This is a genomic window from Solirubrobacter phytolaccae (genome assembly GCF_027587195.1).
GTDB lineage: Bacteria > Actinomycetota > Thermoleophilia > Solirubrobacterales > Solirubrobacteraceae > Solirubrobacter > Solirubrobacter phytolaccae.
The window spans coordinates 111,569-131,055 of sequence record NZ_JAPDDP010000005.1 but is presented as its reverse complement, the minus strand read 5'-3'; the positions used below and the strand labels follow the sequence as shown (position 1 = coordinate 131,055).

Genomic DNA, 19,487 nt, shown 5'->3' with positions numbered 1-19,487 from the left:
GGGTTGCCCAATGCTTGCCCAGAGCTTGCCGCTAGCTGAGCACCTGCGCTTCGTAGCCCTCTTCCTGGAGCTTGCCGAGCACGGTCTGGGCGTGGTCGCGGCCACGGGTCTCCAGCACGAGCTCGACGGCCGTCTCGCGCACGTGGAGGCCGAGGCCTTCACGCACGTGGCTCACGTCGACGATGTTCGCGCCAGTGCCCGCGACGGCGGCGAGCAGCGTCGCGAGGCCGCCCGGCCGGTCGGGGATCCGGGTCAGCGCGACGAGCCGTCGCCCGGCCTCGGTCTCGTGCCGGCGGGCGATCGCGGCCAGCAGGCCGGCGTCCACGTTCCCGCCGCTCAGCACGGCGACGGTCGTGCCGTCGGTGAGGTCCACGTGGCCGCCGAGCAACGCGGCGACGCTCACGGCTCCCGCGCCTTCCACCACGAGCTTGCAGCGCTCGAGCAGCAGCGCCATCGCCTCGGCCGTCGCTTCCTCGTCGACGACCACGAGGTCGTCGAGGTGCGTGCGCAGGATCGCGAGCGGGATGCCGCCCGGGCGCTTGACGGCGATGCCGTCCGCGATCGTCAGCGCCGTCTTGGCCTCGATCGGCATGCCGGCCTGCATCGACTCCGGGTACGGCGCGCACGCCGCGGCCTGGACGCCGATGATGCGGACGTGCGGCTTGGCGTCCTTGATCGCGAGCGCGGTCCCGGCGGCGAGGCCGCCGCCACCGATCGGGATCACGACCTGCGCCAGGTCCGGCACGTCCTCCAGCAGCTCCAGCCCGAGCGAGCCCTGGCCGGCGACGATCGCGGGGTCGTCGAACGGGTGGACGAACGCCAGTCCGTCGCGCTCGGCCCGTTCGAGCGCGATCACGATGCACTCGTCGACGCTCTTGCCGCCCGTGTGGACGGTCGCGCCGTAGCGGCGAGCCGCTTCGACCTTCGCCATCGGCGCGTCCTCGGGGACGACGACCTCGCAGTGCACGCCGCGGACCGCCGCGCCGGCCGCGAGGGCCTGCGCGTGGTTGCCGGCGGAGGCCGCGATCACGCCGTTCGCGCAGCCCTGCTCACCCAGGGAGTCCAGCTTGGAGGCCACGCCGCGGACCTTGAAGGAGCCGGTCCGCTGCAGGTTCTCGGCCTTGAGGGCCACGGTCCCGCCCACCCGTTCGGAGAACGTTCGGGTCGAGAGCATCGGCGTCCGGCGCGCGACGGTCTCGACCGCCGCGCGTGCGGCTCTGACGTCGCGCGCGGTGACGCTCACAGCGCGATGATCGCGTCCATCTCGACCTCGGCGCCCATCGGGAGGGCGGCGACGCCGATCGTGGTCCGCGCGGGCGGGTCGGAGGGGAAGTAGGTCGCGTACGCCTCGTTCATCTCGGCGAAGACGCTGATGTCGGTGACGTAGACGGCGACACGCACGGCGTTCTCGAGCTTGGCGCCCGCGGCCTCGGCGATGATCGTCAGGTTGTCGAGGCAGCGCTTGGCCTTCTCGGCGGGCGTGCCTTCGATGAGCTGGCCGGTCTCCGGGTCCAGGTGCACCTGGCCGCTGACGAAGAGATGGCCGTTGGACTTCACGGCGTGCGAGTAGGGTCCGGCGGCGGGCGGGCCCGGGTTGGCCGTCACGGTTTCACGAGACTGGGACATGAGAAGGACCGTACCGATATGCCGAATCGCCTTGCTTCTGAGACGTCGCCGTACCTGCTCCAACACGCCGACAACCCCGTCGACTGGTACCCCTGGGGTGACGAGGCCTTCGCCCGTGCGCGGGAGGAGGACAAGCCGGTGCTGGTGTCGATCGGCTACGCCGCGTGCCACTGGTGCCACGTCATGGAGCACGAGTCCTTCGAGGACGCCGAGACCGCCGCGCTGATGAACGAGCACTTCGTGTGCATCAAGGTCGACCGCGAGGAGCGACCGGACGTCGACGCGATCTACATGGACGCGGTCCAGGCCATGACCGGCCAGGGCGGCTGGCCGCTGAACGCGTTCGTCACGCCCGAAGGGACGCCGTTCTGGGCCGGCACCTACTTCCCGCCCGTCTCGCGCCAGAACATGCCGTCGTGGCGGGACGTGCTGACCTCCTTGGCCCAGGCGTGGGTCGATCAGCGTGAGGAGATCGTGACCGCGTCGCGCGAGATCGTGCCGCGGCTGCAGGGCGCGGCGACGCTCGAGGCTTCCGGCGAGGAGCTCAACCCGGCGCTGCTGGATGAGGCGGTCGCGATCCTCCAGCAGGTCTTCGACTCCGAGCTCGGCGGCTGGGGCGGCGCGCCCAAGTTCCCGCTCCCGCCCGTGATCGAGTTCCTGCTGGCCCGGGGCGAGCGCCCGATGGCGCTCCAGACGCTGCGTCGGATGGCCTCCGGCGGGCTGTACGACCAGGTCGGCGGCGGCTTCTCGCGCTATTCCGTCGACGCGCAGTGGGCGGTCCCCCACTTCGAGAAGATGCTCTACGACAACGCGCTGCTGGCCCGCACCTACCTGCACGCGTGGCAGATCACGGACGACCCGCTGTTCCGGCGCGTGACCGAGGAGACGCTCGACTGGGCGATCCGTGAGCTGCGGCAGGACGAGGGCGGCTTCGCTTCGTCCCTGGACGCGGACTCGGAGGGCGTCGAGGGCAAGTTCTACGTGTGGACGGCCGATCAGGTCCGCGAGGCGCTTTCGCCTGAGCTCGCGTCGGCGGCCATCGCGCATTACGGGGTGACGGACGGCGGGAACTTCGAGGGCGGTGCCACGGTGTTGTCGCGCGTGAGCGGCGACCCGGCCGACCTGGCTGCGATCAAGGCTGGGCTGCTCGCGGCGCGGTCTTTGCGAGTGCGGCCGTCGTTGGACGACAAGCGCGTGACGTCCTGGAACGCGCTGATGATTTCGGCGCTGGCCGACGCGGGCGCCGCGTTCGGTCGGGCGGACTACCTCGCTGCCGCGGTGGCGTGCGCCGAGTTCGTCGAAGGTGAGCTGCGTGCTGACGACGGCGGGCTCCTGCGCGTCTTCAACCGCGGCCGGGCGAAGCAGCCGGGGTTCCTCGACGACTACGCCTACCTGCTCGAGGCGTACCTGACGCTGTACGAGTCGACCTTCGACGAGCGCTGGTTCATCCGCGCGGTCGAGCTGGCCGAGGCGATCCTCATCCGCTTCTACGACCCGGAGCTCGGCGGCTTCTTCTCCACCGGCGCCGAGCACACGGGCCTCATCGCCCGTCGCAAGGACCTCGAGGACGCCCCGATCCCCTCCGGCGCGTCGTCCGCCTGCTTCGGCCTGTTGCGCCTGGCGCGCCTGACCGGCGAGTCGTCCTACCTCGACGCGGCGTCGTCCCTGATCGCGCTGCTCCACCCGATCGCCCCTCGGCATCCTTTGGCCTTCGGCCACCTGCTCCGCGCGATGGACTTCTTCGTCTCGCCCGTCCGTGAGGTGGCGCTGGCGGGCCCGTCCGACGAGCTGGCCGCGGTCGTCCGCCGAGGCTTCTACCCGCACGTCGTCCTCGCGGGCGGAGACAGCGACGCGATCCCGCTCCTCGCGGGTCGCACCCCCGTAGACGGCGGCGCCACCGCCTACGTCTGCGAGAACTTCACGTGCCAGCTTCCGCTAACCAGCGCGGAAGATTTGACGAAGGCGTTGCAATAGCGTCTTGTTCCGTTCACCCCTGGAGCTGATGCTCCGGGGGTGAGTCGTTCTACTGCAGGAAATCGACAGTCAAACAACTCGCCCGACCTGGCCGTGGCGATCCGCGCAGCCTCTCAGTGGGGTGTTCTCGACGTTGCGGAGCTTCGCGCGTGCGGTCTCTCCGATCACGCAATCGCGACCCGCCGTCGACGAGGCACGCTGCACCTCGTCTACCGAGGCGTCTACTCCGTCGCCGCTCCCCCTCTTTCGGTGCAAGCAAGGTTCCTCGCGGCCACGAAGGCCACCGACGGCACGCTGGCTCGTTACTCGTGCCTGTCCCTCTGGCGCGTCGTGGACTTCGACGAAGTCGCTCCACCGCAAATCGTGGTCGCCACGAGGCACGCGAGGAAGGTCCCGGGCATCGAAGTCCACCGCACCCGCAAACCACCCCGCGTCCTCCTCCTCGACGGCATCCCCGTCACCTCCCCGGCACGCGCCCTGGCCGACATCTCCTCGGTGATGCCGTTGAAATCACTTCGCCGCGCGGCAAGAGAGGCACTAGCGACCCGCCGCGCCACCATCACCGAGCTCCGCGGCCAGACCAAACGCCTCGACGAAGCCCTCGCCGAAGGCTTCGTCCCAACGCGCAACGTCTTCGAGGACGCCGTCCACGATCTCATCCGCACGACGTTCGAGCCGCCCATAGCCCAGCAGACCCTCATCCTCGACGGCATCCCCACCACGCCGGACTTCCGCTGGCCGGCGATCAACCTCTGCGTCGAAGCCGACGGCTCCCAGTACCACGACCACGTGCTCGCCCGCCAGGACGACGCCGCCAAGCAGGCTCGTCTCGAAGCCCACGGCGAACGCGTCGTCCGCGTCACCTGGACCCAAGCGACTACGCAACCCGAGCAAACACTCACAAGAATCCAAAACGCGGGCGCTCCCCGTAGGGTCACCAAATGCTGACGCTCCCCGCCGGCCGCCGCTCGAAGTACGTCGTCCTGGTCCTCGCGGCCCTCTTCTTCATCGGCCTCGCGTCCTTCGCGGGCAAGTTCGAAGGCGTCCAGAAGAACGAGACGTCCTCGTTCCTTCCGGGCGACGCGGAGTCCGTCAAGGCGCTCGAGGCGATCCAGAAGCTGCCCGGCGGCGAGCTCGCGCCGGCCGTGGTCGCGTTCGAGCGCCCGGGTGGGCTCACCGACGCCGACCGCGAGCGCATCACCGAGACGCGGACGCGGCTCAACCAGGACCGGCGCGAGCTCGTGCTCGAGGCGCAGGAGCCCGTGTTCAGCGAGAACGGGAAGGCGGCGCTGATCGTCCAGCCCGTGCGGCCGGGCGACGGCACCGGTGACAAGTTCGAACTCGCGGTGCAGTCGATCGCGGACCGGGCGGGCGAGTCCGAGGACGGGCTCGAGGTGCGACTCACCGGCGCGGCCGGGTTCAGCCTGGACGCGATCAAGGTCTTCGGCGGCGTCAATGGCCCGCTGCTGTTCGCGGCCGCGGGCATCGTGCTCGTGCTGCTGATCGCGATCTACCGCTCGCCGATCTTCTGGGCGATCCCGTTCTTCACCGTGCTGCTCGCCGAGGGCGCGTCACGCGGCGCGGGCTACCTGCTCGCCGAGGCCGGGCTGACGATCAACGGCCAGACGGGCGGCATCCTGCCCGTGCTCGTCTTCGGCGCGGGCACGGACTATGCGCTGCTGCTCGTGTCGAGATACCGGGAGGAGCTCCGGCGCCACGACGACAAGCACGAGGCGGTCGCGATCGCGATGAAGAGCGCCGGCCCGGCGATCATCGCGTCCGGCATGACCGTGATCGCGGCGCTGCTGTGCCTCTCGCTCGCGGACGTCAACTCCACCGCCGGGCTCGGCCCGGTCGGGGCGGTCGGCATCGCGCTGGCGATGATCTCGATGCTGACGATCCTCCCGGCGCTGCTGGCGATAACCGGCCGCAACGCGTTCTGGTCGCCCGGGATGGACACGATCCCGCACACCGGCCAGACCGGCAGCGACGAGACGCACGGGTTCTGGCGACGGGTCGGCGATCGCGTCGCCCGCCGGCCGCGCGCGATCTGGATCGTCGGCACGATCATCCTGCTCATCCTCGCCGCGAACGTCGCCGCGCTGGATACGGGCCAGACGACCGGCGACCAGTTCCGCGGCGAGGTCGACTCCGTCACAGGCCAGGAGATGCTCACGCGCAACTTCTCGGCGGGCGCGTCCGCGCCGACCGATGTCGTCGTCACCGACCGCTCGCGGGTGGAGGACGTCACGCGCGCCGCCGGCGAGTTCGGCCAAGTGCTCCCCGGTCCGTCGAACGAGACCGGCACGCAGCTCACGGTCACGCTCCGCGACGCGCCCTACTCCACGGCGGCGCTGGACACGATCCCCAGGCTCCGCGAGGCAGTGGGCGAGGGCGCGCTCGTCGGCGGCCCGTCCGCCCAGGAGTACGAGCTGCGCGAGGCGGCGACGCGCGACAACAAGCTGATCATCCCGCTCACGCTCGTCGTCGTGTTCGGGATCCTCATGGTCCTGCTGCGGGCCGTCGTCGCGCCGCTGGTGCTGATCGCGAGCGTGATCGTGTCCTTCGCCGCCGCGCTCGGCACGGGCATCTTCGTGTCCGACCACATCTTCGGCTTCACCGGGGTCGGGCCGACGTTGCCGCTGCTCGCGTTCGTCTTCCTCGTCGCGCTCGGGATCGACTACAACATCTTCTTGATGGCGCGTGTCCGCGAGGAGGCGCACAAGCACGGCACGCGCGAAGGGACGTTGCGTGGCCTCGCGGTCACCGGTGCGGTGATCACCGGCGCCGGCATCGTGCTGGCGGGGACGTTCGGCGCGCTGGCCGTGCTCCCGCTCGTGGTGCTCACGCAGATCGGCTTCATCGTGTCCTTCGGCGTGCTGCTGGACACGTTCGTGGTGCGATCGGTGATCGTCCCGGCGGCCGTCATAGACGTCGGCCGCCGGGTGTGGTGGCCTTCCCGACTAGCTAGAGAATCGAGAGATAGCGCTCAAGCTCCCACGGAGTGACCTGGACGCGGTAGTCCTCCCACTCCTGGCGCTTGATCTCGATGTAGCGGTTGAAGATGTGCTCGCCGAGCGTCCGCAGCACGAGCTCGGACTCCGCGGTGACCTCGACCGCCTCGCCCAGCGTCTCCGGCAGCTGCTCGATGCCGAGGCGCCGCCGCTCGTCCGGGGACAGGTGGTAGAGGTTCTTCTCCATCGGCTCGGGCAGCTCGTAGCCGCGCTCGATGCCCTCCAGGCCGGCCTGCAGGAGCACCGCGAACGTCAGGTACGGGTTGCACGCGGGGTCCGGGGCGCGCAGCTCCATCCGGGTCGCGTTCTCCTTGCCGGGGTGGTACAGCGGGACACGCACCAGCGCCGAGCGGTTGCGACGGCTCCAGGCGACGTAGACCGGCGCTTCGTAGCCAGGCACAAGCCGCTTATAGGAGTTCACCCACTGGGCGAAGATGCTGCAGATCTCACGCGCGTGGCGGAGCTGGCCGGCGATGAAGGCCTTGCCGGTGTCGCTCAGGAAGTACTTGTCGTCCGCGTCGTAGAAGGCGTTGCGGCCGTCCTTGAACAGGGACTGGTGCGTGTGCATGCCGGAGCCGTTCTGGCCGAACAGCGGCTTAGGCATGAACGTCGCGTGCCAGCCGTACTTGAGCGCGTACTCCTTGACCGTGATGCGGTAGGTCATGCAGTCGTCGGCCATCTTCAGCGCGCCGGCGTAGCGCATGTCGATCTCGTGCTGGGACGGGCCGACCTCGTGGTGCGAGTACTCGACGTCGATGCCCAGGCGGTTGAGCGCGAGGACCGTGTCGCGGCGCACGTCCGAGCCGGCGTCCAGCGTCGTGAGGTCGAAGTAGCCACCCTCGTCCAGGACCTCGGTGCCCTTGTTGTCCTTGAACAGGTAGTACTCGAGCTCCGGGCCGACGTTGAACACGTCGAAGCCCATGTCCTTCGCGCGCTGCTCGGCGCGGCGGAGGACGTGGCGCGGATCACCCTCGTAGGGGCGGCCCTCCGGCGTCTGGACGTCGGCGAACATGCGCGCTACGCCCGCACCGTCCTCCGGCCGCCAGGGCAGCACGTTGAAGGTCGACGCGTCGGGCATGGCGATCATGTCCGACTCCTCGATGGCGTTGAAGCCGGTGATCGAAGAGCCGTCGAAGCCCATGCCGCCCTCGAAGGCGTCGTCGAGCTGCTCGGCGGAGATCGAAAAGGACTTGAGCTGCCCGAGGATGTCGGTGAACCACAGGCGGACGAAGCGGATGTTGTTCTCCGCGACGAGCGCCTTGACGTCTTCGGCAGTTTGTGGACGGTCTGACATGGCGCCGTGCAGGCTAATGGACACGGCGGCGTGTCGGGGTGTACGTGCGGTCGGACTCAGTCCAACCAGCGGTCGGCCCACTGCTTGATCTCCGCCATCGCGGGCGCGAGCTCGCGCCCCTTGGCGGTCAGCTCGTAGGAGACCTTGGTCGGTGTGCCGTCGCTCACATGCCGCAGGACGATGCCCCGCGCCTCGAGCTCCTTCATGCGCTCGGAGAGCAGGCGGTCGGACAGGTCCGGCACCGAGTGTGCGATCTCGGTGAACCGCATCCGACCGCCGTGCAGCAGGACGTAGAGGATCGCGCCGGTCCAGCGCTTGCCCACGAGCTCGACCGCTTCGTGGTAGCGCGGGCAGCACGGGCAGTCGTGCGTTTCGGCGGCGCCATCTGGGGCCTGAGTTGTCGTCGACCCGGGGTTCATGGGGTTACGCGGCGCGCAGCACCCGCGTCTCTTCGACGGAGCCGTCCACGGGGACGTCGCCGGCGACGTTGACCATAGCGGTGAAGGACTCCATGGAGAGCACCGCGATCGCCTCCAGCAGCTGCTCCTCGGTCCAGCCCGCTTCGCGCGCTTCCTCGTGCAGGTGCTGCGGGAACTTGCCGTCCGTCAGCAAGGGGCGCACGTACCGCAGCAGCGCCGCCTCGCGATGGTCGGAGGAGTCCCAGCGCTTCGCTCGCGCGACCTCGTCGATGCCGAGGCCCGCCTGGCGGCCCGTACGCGTGTGCAGCTGCAGGCCCGGCTTGGAGCCGTAGTACTCGGCGACCGCGAGCCCAATCCGCTCAGCGGAGTGCCGCGGCAAATGGCCTTTGCGGAGCTCCGCCCTGAAGCGGACGTACGCTCGCAACGCCGCCGGCGCGCCCGCCAGCACGCCGAGGAAGTTCGGCAGTTGTCCGGCGGCCGACGACGCGCCCTTGAGGATCGCGATCGAGTCCTCCGGCGCCGTCAGGTCGTCGTGGATAGGGAACCGGCTCATCTCTGTCTTGGGCATGGCCACCACCGTGGGGGAGCTAGGGGGGCTTACGACAGGTAAGGGTATGTCCGGACGCCGCGCCCCGCAAGGCTTCGGCGCAAGGTTCACTGGCCGGTGGTCAGAACCGCGATCAGCACGAGCAGGAATCCGAGGGCCACCGCGTAGCCCGCGATCCGGTCCGGCCGGTGCCCGATCCGCTCCACCGCGGTCCGCGGCCGGCGCTCCGTGCGCGGCACGGGAAGCCGGTCCGGGTGCCCGCTGATCACCACGGTCTTGCGCTCCTGCGGCTCGACGGGCAGCGAGTCGAACTCGGCCGTCTGGCGCGCTCGCGGCGTGTCGTCGACGAGCTCGTCCTCGTCGCGCGAGAGCACGATCGTCCGGCTCTCACCGGGCACGAGCGGCGCCTCGTCGAGGTCGGCGCCCCACGACATCACGGCACGTGCCGCGGCGCGGGGATCAAGGTCGGTGTCGCGGCGCGCGGCCGAGGCTTCGGCGCGCTCGTCGCGGACGGGCGTGCGCTCGGCGCGGGCGCTCGCGGCTCGCGTCGCCGTGCCGTCGGCGCGTACGAGCTCGACGCTCGTCCACTCGCCGGTCTCGCTGCTGCGGGCGAACCGGCGCCCTTCGTCCCCTCCGCGCTCGACGACCGCCGTGGCGGTCTCGCCCTCTTGGCGGATGACGATCTCGCGGTGCTCGGCGCGCCGCTCGACGCGAGCGAAGCGGCTGGGCATGCGGTCGAAGATGTCCTCGTTGACACCCCAGTCGGCCGCGGCACGCTGACGCCGGGGCGTCCCCGCGTTCTCGCGGTCGTAGAAGGCCCGTTCGTGGGCTTCTTGTTCAGGGGCCATCGACTCGTCCTCTTCCTCGGCTTACGGGGTTAGCTGACGGGCTCGCGCCAGAAGAGCGGCGCTACGACGACCAGGACGACCATCGATTCGCCCCACCTGCAGTGGGTCCCCCGCTTCCCGCGTCCAACGGGAATTCAGCGGATGCGCTCGAAATCGTACCAGCGCCGAAAGCGCCTGCACGCTTGTGCTTTCTACATCAACCGCCGGACGGAGGGGCAGCGCCCACGGACTTTGCGACAAATTTCGCGACGTCCTCGGCGTCCTGACCCGTGTACAGCTCGGCCGGCATCTGGCCGTTCCCGTTCGAGCGACCCTTGAGGATCGCGTCCAGGGTGAACTCCTCGTTCGGCGCCAGCGTGTCGAGGTTGGGGCCGACCTTCGCGACCGCGTTCGCGGCCTTCAGCGTGTGGCAGAGGCTGCAGCGCTTGCCGAACAGCTCCTGACCACGCTTCTCCTCGTCCGTGAGACCGGAGATCTGCGCGGACGGGATGTCCTTGTTGTTGGCCTCGGAGCTGATCACCCACGCCGGCACCAACCCGCCGAGCACCACGATCGACAGGAAGAACAGCAGCAGGATCGTCCGGCGACTGCCTCGAGAATCCGAGTGCATGAGTCCGGCGAGTCCCCCGCGACCGCGACTCATCGCGGCCACGAGCGTGATCAGTGCAAGCCCAACAAAGGCAAGGACGAAAAAGAGGGTGCCCACGGGCGTGCAATGTACCCGCTCCACCGGGTGGCTAGCGGCGAGACTGTCTCAGAACCCCTCCAAACGCACCGATACCTCACCGCCTCAGGCCCGAACCTGAGCCGCGTATCGGCCACGCCACACCCGAGGCAGAGCCTCGAGTCGGCGCCGGCATCTACCGTCGCCGCCCCGACGCGAAGCTCTGGATCGGCGGCGAGACCTGGCGGAACTCGCCCATCGTGGCCGCCGCCTCGCGCCCGCCCTGCTCGCCCTCGCCGCGGCCGGTCGCAGCCGCCTGCACGCGCCGCTCCGCCAGCTCGACGACGTCCGCCTTCACGTCGTCCGGCGTGACCAGCGCCCGCACCGCCTTGACGAACAGGTTGATCCCGCCGCCCGCCTGCGGCAGCTTCTCCAGCCGCCCCTGGCACAGCAGCAGCGGTTCCGAGCGCACCGTCAGCCGGTTCGCCTCATACAGGTCCGGCGGCACGATCAGGTTGATCGTCCCGAACTCGTCCTCCAGCAGCAGGAACACGATCCCCTTCGCCGTCCCCGGCCGCTGCCGCGCCACCACGAGCCCACCCAACCGCACCGGCGTGTCGTGCGGAATCCGCTGCAGGTCCGCGATCGACACCGTGTTCGGCGGCAACGACCGTCGCAGCAGCTTCATCGGATGCGGCCCGAGTGTGAGCCCCGTCGTCGCGTAGTCCCCGATCATCGACTCCCACGGCGTGAGCGGCCGCAGCTCCGGCGCGTCCGGGACCTCCAGCGGCAGCGCCAGCTGCGTCCCCTCGACGAGCCGCTCCCCCGGCGCCGCCACCCCGAGCTGCCACAACGCCGTTCGCCGCGCATGCTCGGACGCCCCGCCCACCAGCGAGTCGCACGCCCCGGCCCACGCCAGCTTGTCCAGCGCCGGCCGCCCGGCCCCGGCCCGCGAAGCCAGATCCGCGAGCGATCGGAACGGCCCACCCGCCTTCCGCGCCGCCACGAGCGCCTTGACCTCGTCCTCCCGCACCCCCGACACATAGCCGAGCCCGAGCCGCACGACCCCCGCGGGGACGGCGCCCGCCGCGCCGCCCCCGCTACCCGCGCCTCCCTCCACGACTCGCAGCGCCTGGCCGTCGCCTGCGGCAATGCCCACCTCGATCAAGGCCGCGGCGGCCCGCTCGGCGTCGGCGTCACTCGGCGGCCCGGGATACGGGCCCAGCTCGGGCACCCATTCGACCATGCACAGCGCTTCGCTCTCGTTGACGTCCGGCGGGCGCAGCTCGACCCCTCGGCGCTGGGCTTCGTGCGCGAGCGTGTCCGGCGCGTAGAACCCCATCGGCTGCTCGTTCAGGAGCGCGCAGAGGAACTCCGGCGTGTGGTGCACGCGCAGCCACGTCGACTGGTAGGCGAGCAGCCCGAACGCCGCGCCGTGCGCCTTCGGGAAGCCGAAGCCCGAGAAGCCGACGATCATCCCGTAGACGCGCTCGGCGACCTCCTCGCCCACGCCGTGCGTGGTCCGCGCGCCGTCGAGGAACCGCTGGTGGTAGGCCTCGATCGCCTCGGCCGAGCGCTTGCGGCTCATCGCGCGGCGCAACCCCTCCGCCTCTCCGGGCGAGAAGCCGGCGAACGCCATCGCCACCTCGATCACCTGGTCCTGGAAGATGATCGTGCCGAGCGTGTCCTTGAGCACCTCGCGCAGCGACTCGTGCTCGTACGGCACCTCGTAGTCCGGGTTCTCGCGCTGCGTCTGCCGACGCTGGATGTACGGGTTGACCGCGCCGCCCAGGATCGGCCCCGGCCGCACGATCGCCACCTGGATCGTCAGGTCCTCCAACGACTCCGGCCGCGTCCGCAGCAGCGACGCCATCTGCGCACGCGACTCGATCTGGAACACACCCATCGTGTCGGCCACCTGGATCGCGTCGTAGGTCGGCTTGTCGTCGTACGGGATCCGCGACAGGTCCACCCGCTCCCCACGCACCCGCCCGATCTCCTCCACGCAGCGCTCGACCGCCGACAGCATCCCGAGCCCCAGCAGGTCGATCTTCAGGAACCCCGCGTCGGCGCACGAGTCCTTGTCCCACTGGCAGAGCTGACGCCCCTCCATCGCCGCCGGCAGCACCGGGCAGCAGTCGATCAACGGGCGGGTGGAGACGATCATCCCGCCCGAGTGCTGCGAGAGATGGCGCGGCAGCCCGTACGCCTCGTCGCACAGCCGCGCGAGCCACGCCCAGCGCCCCGGAAGGTGCGCGTACGACCGATCCGACGTGTCCGTCTCGTGCGCCTCGGCCTGGTCAGGACGCTTGCCATTGACCATCGCGAGCCATTCACTCGTGCTCATCGCGAACGCGTTCGCCCGCGCGTCCGGGTCGATGAACGGCCCGGGCTCCCCCGTGGGCTCCATCCCCATCGCGACCTCGACGTCCCGCCCCACGCTCTTGACCGCCCACGGCTCCGAGCCACGCGCCACCCGCTCGAGCTCCCCCGCCGGCAGGCCGAGCACCTTCCCCAGCTCGCGGATGGCCCCGCGCGACCGGAACGTCGGGAACGCCGCCACCAGCGCCGACCGCTGCATGCCGTAGCGGTCATGGATGCGCGGGATCAGCTTCTCGCGCACGTCCCGCGGGAAGTCCAGGTCGATGTCCGGCAGCGAGTTGAGGTCCTCGTTGAGGAACCGCCCGAGAAACAGGTCGTTCGCGATCGGATCGATGTGCGAGAGGCCCGTGAGGTAGCAGACGATCGACGACACCGAGGACCCGCGCCCGCGCCCCGGCGGCAACAGCGCGCGCGCCGAGCTGGGCCCGCGCACCTCCACCGCGACGTCGCGCGCCAGCTCCAGCAGGTCGCGGTGCAGCAGGAAGAAGCCCGGGAGGCCGAGCGAGTCGATCACCCGCAGCTCCTCGATGAGCCGCGAATGCGCCGCGCCGTGGTTCGCGGCCCCCGGCGGATAGCGCACCTCGAGCATCGCCCAGCACAGCTCCGAGAGCTTGCGCGCCGCCTGCGGGTCCTCCGCCCCCGGATACCGGTACCCGAGATCCTGCGTGAGGTCGAACCGCAGCCGGGCCGCGAGCTCCCCGCTCTCCTCCACCGCCTCCGCGTGCCCCTCGAAGCGCGCGGCCATGGCTTTCGGTGACGCGAGCACGTGCGCCGTGTTCCCCCGTCGCACCGGCTCTGACGAATCCAGCGTGAGGTGGTGGCGAAGCGCGACGAACGCGTCCTGCAGCGACGCCCGCGAGCGCGCATGGACATGCACGTTGCCCGTGGCCACGGTCTTCAGCCCGAGCCGCTTGGCGAGCTGTGCCAGCTCCCGGTTGCGCGACCGGTCGTGGCGCTGGAACGGCCGCTGGAGCTCCACGCGGAGGTTGTCCGGGCCGAACGCCGTCTTCAGCCGCGCGAGCGTCGCCTCGTCATGGACCCCGTGATCCGCGCATCCGCTCAGGCAGACCAGGCCCTCGGGATGGGCCTCCAACACCTCGACCGGCACCGCAGGCGGCGGCTCGTGCGGATCACGGTCGTGCTCGTGCGCACGCGAGACGATCCGGCACAGGTTGCGCCAGCCGACCGTGTTCTCGACCAGGAGCGTGACGTGCCGGTACTCGCCGTCACGCTCGGGGCGCGGGTCCTCCACGTCGAGCTCCACACCGTGGATGGCCCGCAGGCCGAGCGGCTTGGCCGCCTGCGCGAACTCCATCGACCCCGACACGCCGTTGTGATCCGTGACCGCGAGCGCCTCGTGGCCGAGCTCCGCCGCCGCGGCGGCCAGCTCTGCGGGCGAGGAGGCGCCGTCCAGGAAGGAGAAGGCGGTGTGGGCGTGAAGCTCGACGTACGGCACGAACACATGTTCTCATTCCGTCCGGACGGATACGTACATTCGTTCGCATCCCATGGCCCTCACGGAACTCACGCAGCCGAAGCGCCACCACCGCACGCAGCGCACGCGTGAGGTAGAACCGAGGCGTGGATCAGCTTCTGACATCGCGCCTGCTGCTGCGGCCGTTCACGCCGCGGGACGTGGCGCTCGTCCACCCGATCTACTCGGACCCGGAGGTCATGCGCTACGTCGCGACGGGGCCCATGGCCGACCTCGCCTACACACGGCGCCTCATCGACGACTACAGCGACCACCAGGTGCTGCACGGGTACTCGTTCTGGGCGGTGGTCGAGCGCTCGTCGGGAGCGCTGATCGGCGACGCGGGGCTGTACCGCACGCCGGCGGGCGAGGTCGAGCTGGGGTACACGCTCGGAGCGGCGTGGTGGGGTCGCGGCTACGCGACGGAGGCCGCCGGGACGTGGCTCAAAGTCGCGTTCGACCGGCTGGGGATGGACGAGGTGGTCGCGCTGGCGGAGCCGGCGAACGTCGCATCGCTGCACGTGCTGACGAAGCTCGGGATGCAGCGTGCCGGCGAGCGGCTCGCATTCGGCCGGCCTCACGCCGTGTTCCGCGGTCAGCGCCCGGCGAGCATCGCCTCGATGCCGTCGAGCACGCGCTGAAGGCCGAACTCGAACTGATCGACCGGCTCGTCGTAGCCACCCTGCTCCCACATCAGGGTGATGTGCGGGAAGCGCTCGACGTCGAAGTACTCCTCCCAGAACTCGTTGCGCTCGCCCCACCACTCCTCGTCCGAGGTGCCGCTCTCCAGCTCGACCTGCACGGCCTCGACACTGGCGCGCGTCGCCCCCTGGACGTAGTTGCCGACGAGCTCAGTGACCGCGAGCGTCTCGTGCGGCTCGAGGCCGATGTCCTTGGCCGTGCCGAGGTAGGCATTGAAGACGGCCATGATGTTCGGCCCGAGCGGCGGGCGCTGGCCATGGCGAACCTGGAGCATCCACGGGTGGCGCTGGATCAGCGCGCGGCTTTGCCGCGCGTGCCACGCGAGCCGCACGCGCCACGGCTCGCTGTCCGCCGGCGCCGGCGCGTTGGCGTGCTCGGCGTGGATCGTGTCCAGCATCACGTCGAGGAGCTCGGCCTTCGAGGGCACGTAGCGGTAGAGCGACATCGCCCCGACGCCGAGGCGCTCGGAGACGCGCCGCATGCTCACGTTGTCGATCCCCTCGGCGTCGGCGAGCGCGATCGCCGCCTCGACGATCTGCGCGACCGTCAGCGTCGGCTTGGGGCCGCGCGGCGCGCGTTCTTTCGTGCCCCAGAGGAGCTTCAGACTGATGCGGAAGTCGCTTCCGCCGGTCGATTCAGGCATGCGGACTTGACAAAGTGCGTACGCTGTACTCGCTTATGCGTACAGCGTACTCGGAAGGGGTCGGTTTCGGTGGATGAGCTGGCGATCGTCGCAGACGGGCTGCGCAAGCGGTACCGGGACACGGTGGCCTTGGACGGGCTCGACCTCGCGGTGCCGGAGGGGACCGTCTGCGGGTTGCTCGGCCCGAACGGCGCGGGCAAGACGACGGCGGTGCGCGTGCTCGCGACACTGCTGCGGATGGACTCGGGGCGAGCGCGGGTCGCGGGCTGCGACGTGGTCTCCGAGCCGCGGGCGGTGCGGGCGCGGATCGGCTTGACGAGCCAGCACGACGCGGTCGACGACGTGCTCACCGGCCGCCAGAACCTGGAGATGTTCGGGCGGCTGCACCATCTCTCGCCGCGGGCCGCGCGACAGCGGGCGGATGAGCTGCTCGAGCGGTTCGGGCTGACGGAGGCGGCGCTGCGGCCGGCGAAGAAGTACTCGGGCGGCATGCGCCGTCGGCTGGACCTCGCGGCGAGCTTCATCCGCGCGCCCCGCGTCCTGTTCCTGGACGAGCCGACCACCGGGCAGGACCCGCGCAACCGCAACGAGGTGTGGGACGTCGTGCGGACGCTGGTGTCCGAGGGGACCACCGTGCTGCTGACGACGCACTACCTCGACGAGGCGGATCAACTCGCGGATTCGATCTCCGTGATCGACCGCGGGCGGGTGATCGCCGCGGGCACGCCGGCGGAGCTGAAGGCACGGGTCGGCGGGTCGCAGATCGACGTGGTCGTGGCGGCCGAGTCGGACGTGTCGGTCGCGGCGACGGCGATCGAGCTGGCGTGCGGCGGCTCACCCTCGGTCGACGCGTTGGCCCGTCGCATCACCGCGCCCGCGGCGGAACCGGTGGCGGCGCTCAGCGCGGTGCTGCGCGGGCTCGAGGATGTCGGCGTGACAGCCGAGGACGTGGCGCTGCGGCGTCCGACGCTGGATGAGGTGTTCCTGCAGTTGACCGGTCGCCCGGCGGCCGAGAAGACGGCTTCCGAGGAGGTGGCGGCGTGATCGCGCGGCTGCAGTGGAGCGTGTACGACACCTGGACGATCACGCGCCGGGACCTCCTGACGTGGATCATCAGCCCGGTCCGGGTGATCGGCGAGCTGGCGTTCCCGATCATGTTCGTGCTGCTGTTCGGCTACGTCTTCGGCAGCGGCATGGTCGTCCCGGGCGGCGGTGACTACCGCGACTTCCTGATGCCGGGCATCTTCGCGATGACGATGGCGTTCGGGATCGGCAACACGATGACCGTGGTCGCGACCGACATCGAGCGCGGCGTGATGGACCGCTTCCGCTCGCTGCCGATGGCGCCGTCCGCGATCGTGACCGGGCGCTGCACGGCCGACATGATCAACTCGTTCGCGGGCCTGCTGATCACGATCGGCTGCGGCCTCGTCGTCGGCTGGAGCTGGCATGACGGCCTCGGGAACGCGCTCCTCGCGGTCGCGCTGCTCTTGTTGCTGCGCTTCGCGTGCCTGTGGGTCGGCATCTACCTCGGCCTGATCGTCGGCAGCCCGGAGGCGGCCGGCTCGGTCTGGGGCCTGCTCTTCCCGGTCACCATGGTCACGAGCGCGTTCGTCGCCCCGGAGCTGATGCCGAACTGGCTCGGCTTCCTCGCCGAGTGGAACCCGCTGTCCTCGACGGTCGGCGCGGCCCGTGAGCTCTTCGGCAACGTCGGCGCGAACACCGCCGACTCCTGGATCGGCTCCCACGCCGTCCTGATGGCGGTGGTGTGGCCGGTCGTGATCTCCGCGATCTTCCTGCCGCTCTCCGTGCGCCGCTACCAACGCCTCTCGCGCTGACCCAGCCGCGTCGCGGAGCCCGCGCGGCGGCGGCGGCGCGGGCGGCCGCTCACTCCGCGGGGCGAGCGCCCAGGCGCGCTGCGCCATCCGGCGATCGCGCGCGTGCTCGCCACGCTGTGGCTTAGCGCTGCGCGTACCAGCGGCCCTCCTCGAGATCTCGGAACACGACGAGGTCTCGACCGTCGCCCGTGACCACCTCCCAGTAGCGCCGGCGGAGCGGCTCGTCCGTCCACCAGCGGTCTTCGACGAGCCAGGACTCGCGCACGGCGTCCACCTCGCGGTGCCCGATCCGGAGCGGCCGGCCGACCTTGTCCGCCTGGACGCGCACCGGCTTGGGCTTCGCGAGGCGCCGTGGACCGCGGCTCGTGAGCGGCTCGATGCCGACGCTGGCGGCGCCGCCGCGTTGCGCCGCGTTGCGAGCCTCGCCCGCCGCGCTCGAGCCCCGCACGCGCCGAAGGCCAACCGGCGGCGCTTCCTCCCCAGGCGAGACCGCCGCGGGGAGCCGGCGCGGACCGCCTTGGGCGGGCGGCGGACCCGCCTGCGGACGGCTGGGTGGATGACCGCGCTCGGCGCTCACGACGGCACGCACCGCCGCGGCCGAGCCGCAGAGCCGGCCGCACGCGTGGCGGGCCGAGCCTGCGCGAGACGCGGCAGGCTCACGACGCCAGGCGCACGCGTGACGGGCCGAGCCTGCGCGAGACGCGGCCGGGGCACGGCGCCGGTCGCCCGCGCGACGGGCCGAGCCTGCGCGAGACGCGGTAGGGGCACGGCGCCGGTGGCACGCGCGATGGCCGCCGCCCGAGCCCGCGCGGGCTTCGGCTGGCTCATGGCTCCCACGGCGCGAGCGCCAGGCGACGCTCGGGCACGCGTGAGTCCGGGTCGACGGCAAGGATGCGCAGGGCGGCGTCCGGGCCCGCGGCCGCGCGGGTCTGGCGGACGGCTTCGCGCAGGCGAGCGCGGCGGATCGCGGCCGGCTCGGCGAGCAGGGAACGCTGATCTCCGTTCGGCGGGCCGAACGCCTCCACGCGCAGGCGGAGCGAGTCCGCCGGCGCGGGCAGCTCGGAGAGGCGTCCCCCGAGGGCGAGGCGCATCCGGCGTGGGTCGGCCAGTGCTTCCCGGAAGGTGAGCTGCGAGCGCCAGGTGCCGCCGCCGACGAGCGCTGCCGACAGCACGACGGCCCGCACCGTCCGGCCGCGGCGCTCGGGCCGCGCGAGGACACGGTCGATCAGCATGCCGAGGGCCCGCTCGAGCTGCTGGCCGAGCGCGGCCTCCGGCAGCTCGAGGATCTCCTGCAGACGCTCGGTGGGGACACGCGGGCGGAGCGGTGTGTCCCGACCGAGCGCGAGGTCTCGTGCCAGCAGGCCGGGGTTGCCGAAGCGATCGGCGAGCGCAGCGCGCGAGAGCTTGGCCAGCTCGCCGAGGGTCGCGATCCCGAAGCGCTCGAACGCCTCCGGCAACGCGGCGACCTCGCCGCGCGAGCTGAGCAGCGAGACGGGCAACGGCGCCAGGTACGCGGCCAGCCCCGCCGGCTTCTCCGGAGCGATCTCGGGCCGGCGCGCGCGAGCACGATGGGCCGCGGCGAGAGCGGCGAACCGCGACGGCGCGGCACCGACGCGGGCACCCGCGCCGGTCCGGCTCTCGCCGCCCACCAGGGCACGGCGAGTGGTGGAGATGACGCTCTCCACGCTGCCGCCGTGAAGGCCACGCAGACCCTGCTCTTCGAACCAGGCCATACCCGGGCGGTCGGTCTCCACGGCCGCGCCGATGCCCTCGAGGGCGCTCACGACGGTCTCCCAGGCGTCCGCGACACCGGCCGGGTCTGGCGTGACCAGACGCAGCGTCGGGCAGCGGGCGAGCGCCTCGCCGAGACGTAAGCCCGCGCGGACGCCGTGCGCTTCGGCAGCGGCGGAGGTTTCGCCGATCAGCGGCTCGCGGCCGATCTCGGGGGCCAGGGCGAGCGGTGCGGCGGCGAGCGCTTCACGGCCACCGGCGGCAACCGCGAGCTCGAAGCGGGGAAGGAGGACGCAGACGACCATCGACAGAACGTATGTTCGCATGCGGG

General features: G+C 71.2%; 17 protein-coding genes and 1 riboswitch. Of the genes, 6 read left to right on the top strand and 11 right to left on the bottom strand.

Going from position 1 to position 19,487, the window contains the following annotated elements; genetic code table 11:
- Window positions 1–31: 31 nt before the first annotated feature.
- Window positions 32–1,243 carry a threonine ammonia-lyase gene (ilvA, locus tag OJ997_RS04480; RefSeq protein WP_270023827.1) on the bottom strand — a complete coding sequence of 404 codons (1,212 nt, stop codon included), beginning with the start codon at window positions 1,241–1,243 and terminating at the stop codon, window positions 32–34.
- The gene (locus tag OJ997_RS04475; RefSeq protein ID WP_270023826.1) at window positions 1,240–1,626 is read right to left on the bottom strand and encodes a Rid family detoxifying hydrolase; all 387 of its coding nucleotides are present in this window, start codon (window positions 1,624–1,626) and stop codon (window positions 1,240–1,242) included. Before OJ997_RS04475 ends, ilvA begins: the two co-directional genes overlap by 4 nt.
- 18 nt (window positions 1,627–1,644) lie before the next feature.
- On the opposite strand from OJ997_RS04475, the gene OJ997_RS04470 reads away from it, so the two are divergent.
- From OJ997_RS04470 to OJ997_RS04460, 3 genes are read left to right on the top strand one after another with little or no spacing between them, the layout of a single operon-like run.
- Window positions 1,645–3,600, top strand: coding sequence for a thioredoxin domain-containing protein (locus OJ997_RS04470; protein ID WP_270023825.1), 1,956 nt, complete (start codon window positions 1,645–1,647; stop codon window positions 3,598–3,600).
- 39 nt (window positions 3,601–3,639) lie between these two features.
- Window positions 3,640–4,548: a type IV toxin-antitoxin system AbiEi family antitoxin domain-containing protein gene (locus tag OJ997_RS04465; RefSeq protein ID WP_270023824.1), complete on the top strand. Its 909-nt coding sequence runs from the start codon at window positions 3,640–3,642 to the stop codon at window positions 4,546–4,548.
- Entirely contained in the window at window positions 4,542–6,608 is a 2,067-nt protein-coding gene (locus OJ997_RS04460) for an MMPL family transporter (RefSeq protein WP_270023823.1), read from the top strand. The genes OJ997_RS04465 and OJ997_RS04460 overlap by 7 nt, the downstream gene beginning before the upstream one ends.
- Here the strand turns inward: OJ997_RS04460 and OJ997_RS04455 are convergent.
- The 6 genes from OJ997_RS04455 to OJ997_RS04430 all read right to left on the bottom strand — a co-directional run bounded on the left by OJ997_RS04455 (window position 6,568) and on the right by OJ997_RS04430 (window position 14,224).
- Window positions 6,568–7,908 carry a glutamine synthetase family protein gene (locus OJ997_RS04455; RefSeq protein ID WP_270023822.1) on the bottom strand — a complete coding sequence of 447 codons (1,341 nt, stop codon included), beginning with the start codon at window positions 7,906–7,908 and terminating at the stop codon, window positions 6,568–6,570. The genes OJ997_RS04460 and OJ997_RS04455 overlap by 41 nt on opposite strands.
- Window positions 7,909–7,964: 56 nt before the next feature.
- On the bottom strand, window positions 7,965–8,327 hold the full coding sequence (locus tag OJ997_RS04450) for a winged helix-turn-helix transcriptional regulator (protein WP_270023821.1): 363 nt from the start codon (window positions 8,325–8,327) through the stop codon (window positions 7,965–7,967).
- A gap of 4 nt (window positions 8,328–8,331) precedes the next feature.
- Window positions 8,332–8,880 carry a carboxymuconolactone decarboxylase family protein gene (locus OJ997_RS04445; RefSeq protein WP_270023820.1) on the bottom strand — a complete coding sequence of 183 codons (549 nt, stop codon included), beginning with the start codon at window positions 8,878–8,880 and terminating at the stop codon, window positions 8,332–8,334.
- Between the two features lie 101 nt (window positions 8,881–8,981).
- Window positions 8,982–9,722, bottom strand: a complete 741-nt coding sequence (locus tag OJ997_RS04440) for a hypothetical protein (RefSeq protein ID WP_270023819.1) — start codon at window positions 9,720–9,722, stop codon at window positions 8,982–8,984.
- Window positions 9,723–9,726: 4 nt separating this feature from the next.
- Window positions 9,727–9,872: riboswitch (cyclic di-AMP (ydaO/yuaA leader) on the bottom strand.
- A gap of 46 nt (window positions 9,873–9,918) precedes the next feature.
- Complete coding sequence (locus OJ997_RS04435) at window positions 9,919–10,332, bottom strand: cytochrome c (protein WP_270023818.1); 414 nt, start codon at window positions 10,330–10,332, stop codon at window positions 9,919–9,921.
- A 250-nt stretch (window positions 10,333–10,582) separates the two neighbouring features.
- Complete coding sequence (locus tag OJ997_RS04430) at window positions 10,583–14,224, bottom strand: DNA polymerase III subunit alpha (RefSeq protein WP_270023817.1); 3,642 nt, start codon at window positions 14,222–14,224, stop codon at window positions 10,583–10,585.
- Between the two features lie 125 nt (window positions 14,225–14,349).
- Between OJ997_RS04430 and OJ997_RS04425 the strand changes: the two genes are divergently transcribed.
- The gene (locus OJ997_RS04425) at window positions 14,350–14,883 is read left to right on the top strand and encodes a GNAT family N-acetyltransferase (RefSeq protein ID WP_270023816.1); all 534 of its coding nucleotides are present in this window, start codon (window positions 14,350–14,352) and stop codon (window positions 14,881–14,883) included.
- On the opposite strand, the gene OJ997_RS04420 is transcribed toward OJ997_RS04425, so the two are convergent.
- Window positions 14,838–15,587: a TetR/AcrR family transcriptional regulator gene (locus OJ997_RS04420; protein ID WP_270023815.1), complete on the bottom strand. Its 750-nt coding sequence runs from the start codon at window positions 15,585–15,587 to the stop codon at window positions 14,838–14,840. The genes OJ997_RS04425 and OJ997_RS04420 overlap by 46 nt on opposite strands.
- A gap of 69 nt (window positions 15,588–15,656) precedes the next feature.
- Between OJ997_RS04420 and OJ997_RS04415 the strand changes: the two genes are divergently transcribed.
- Window positions 15,657–16,631 carry an ATP-binding cassette domain-containing protein gene (locus tag OJ997_RS04415; protein WP_270023814.1) on the top strand — a complete coding sequence of 325 codons (975 nt, stop codon included), beginning with the start codon at window positions 15,657–15,659 and terminating at the stop codon, window positions 16,629–16,631.
- The gene (locus OJ997_RS04410) at window positions 16,631–17,425 is read left to right on the top strand and encodes an ABC transporter permease (RefSeq protein ID WP_372517864.1); all 795 of its coding nucleotides are present in this window, start codon (window positions 16,631–16,633) and stop codon (window positions 17,423–17,425) included. Before OJ997_RS04415 ends, OJ997_RS04410 begins: the two co-directional genes overlap by 1 nt.
- 121 nt (window positions 17,426–17,546) lie before the next feature.
- Here OJ997_RS04410 and OJ997_RS04405 read toward each other — a convergent pair whose 3' ends face one another.
- Both OJ997_RS04405 and OJ997_RS04400 read right to left on the bottom strand, forming a co-directional pair.
- Window positions 17,547–17,873 (bottom strand): hypothetical protein, encoded by a 327-nt coding sequence (locus OJ997_RS04405; protein ID WP_270023812.1) that lies wholly within the window; start codon window positions 17,871–17,873, stop codon window positions 17,547–17,549.
- A 376-nt stretch (window positions 17,874–18,249) separates the two neighbouring features.
- A complete protein-coding gene (locus OJ997_RS04400) occupies window positions 18,250–19,482 on the bottom strand; it encodes a Y-family DNA polymerase (RefSeq protein ID WP_270023811.1) in 1,233 nt (410 codons plus the stop codon).
- Window positions 19,483–19,487 lie beyond the last annotated feature (5 nt).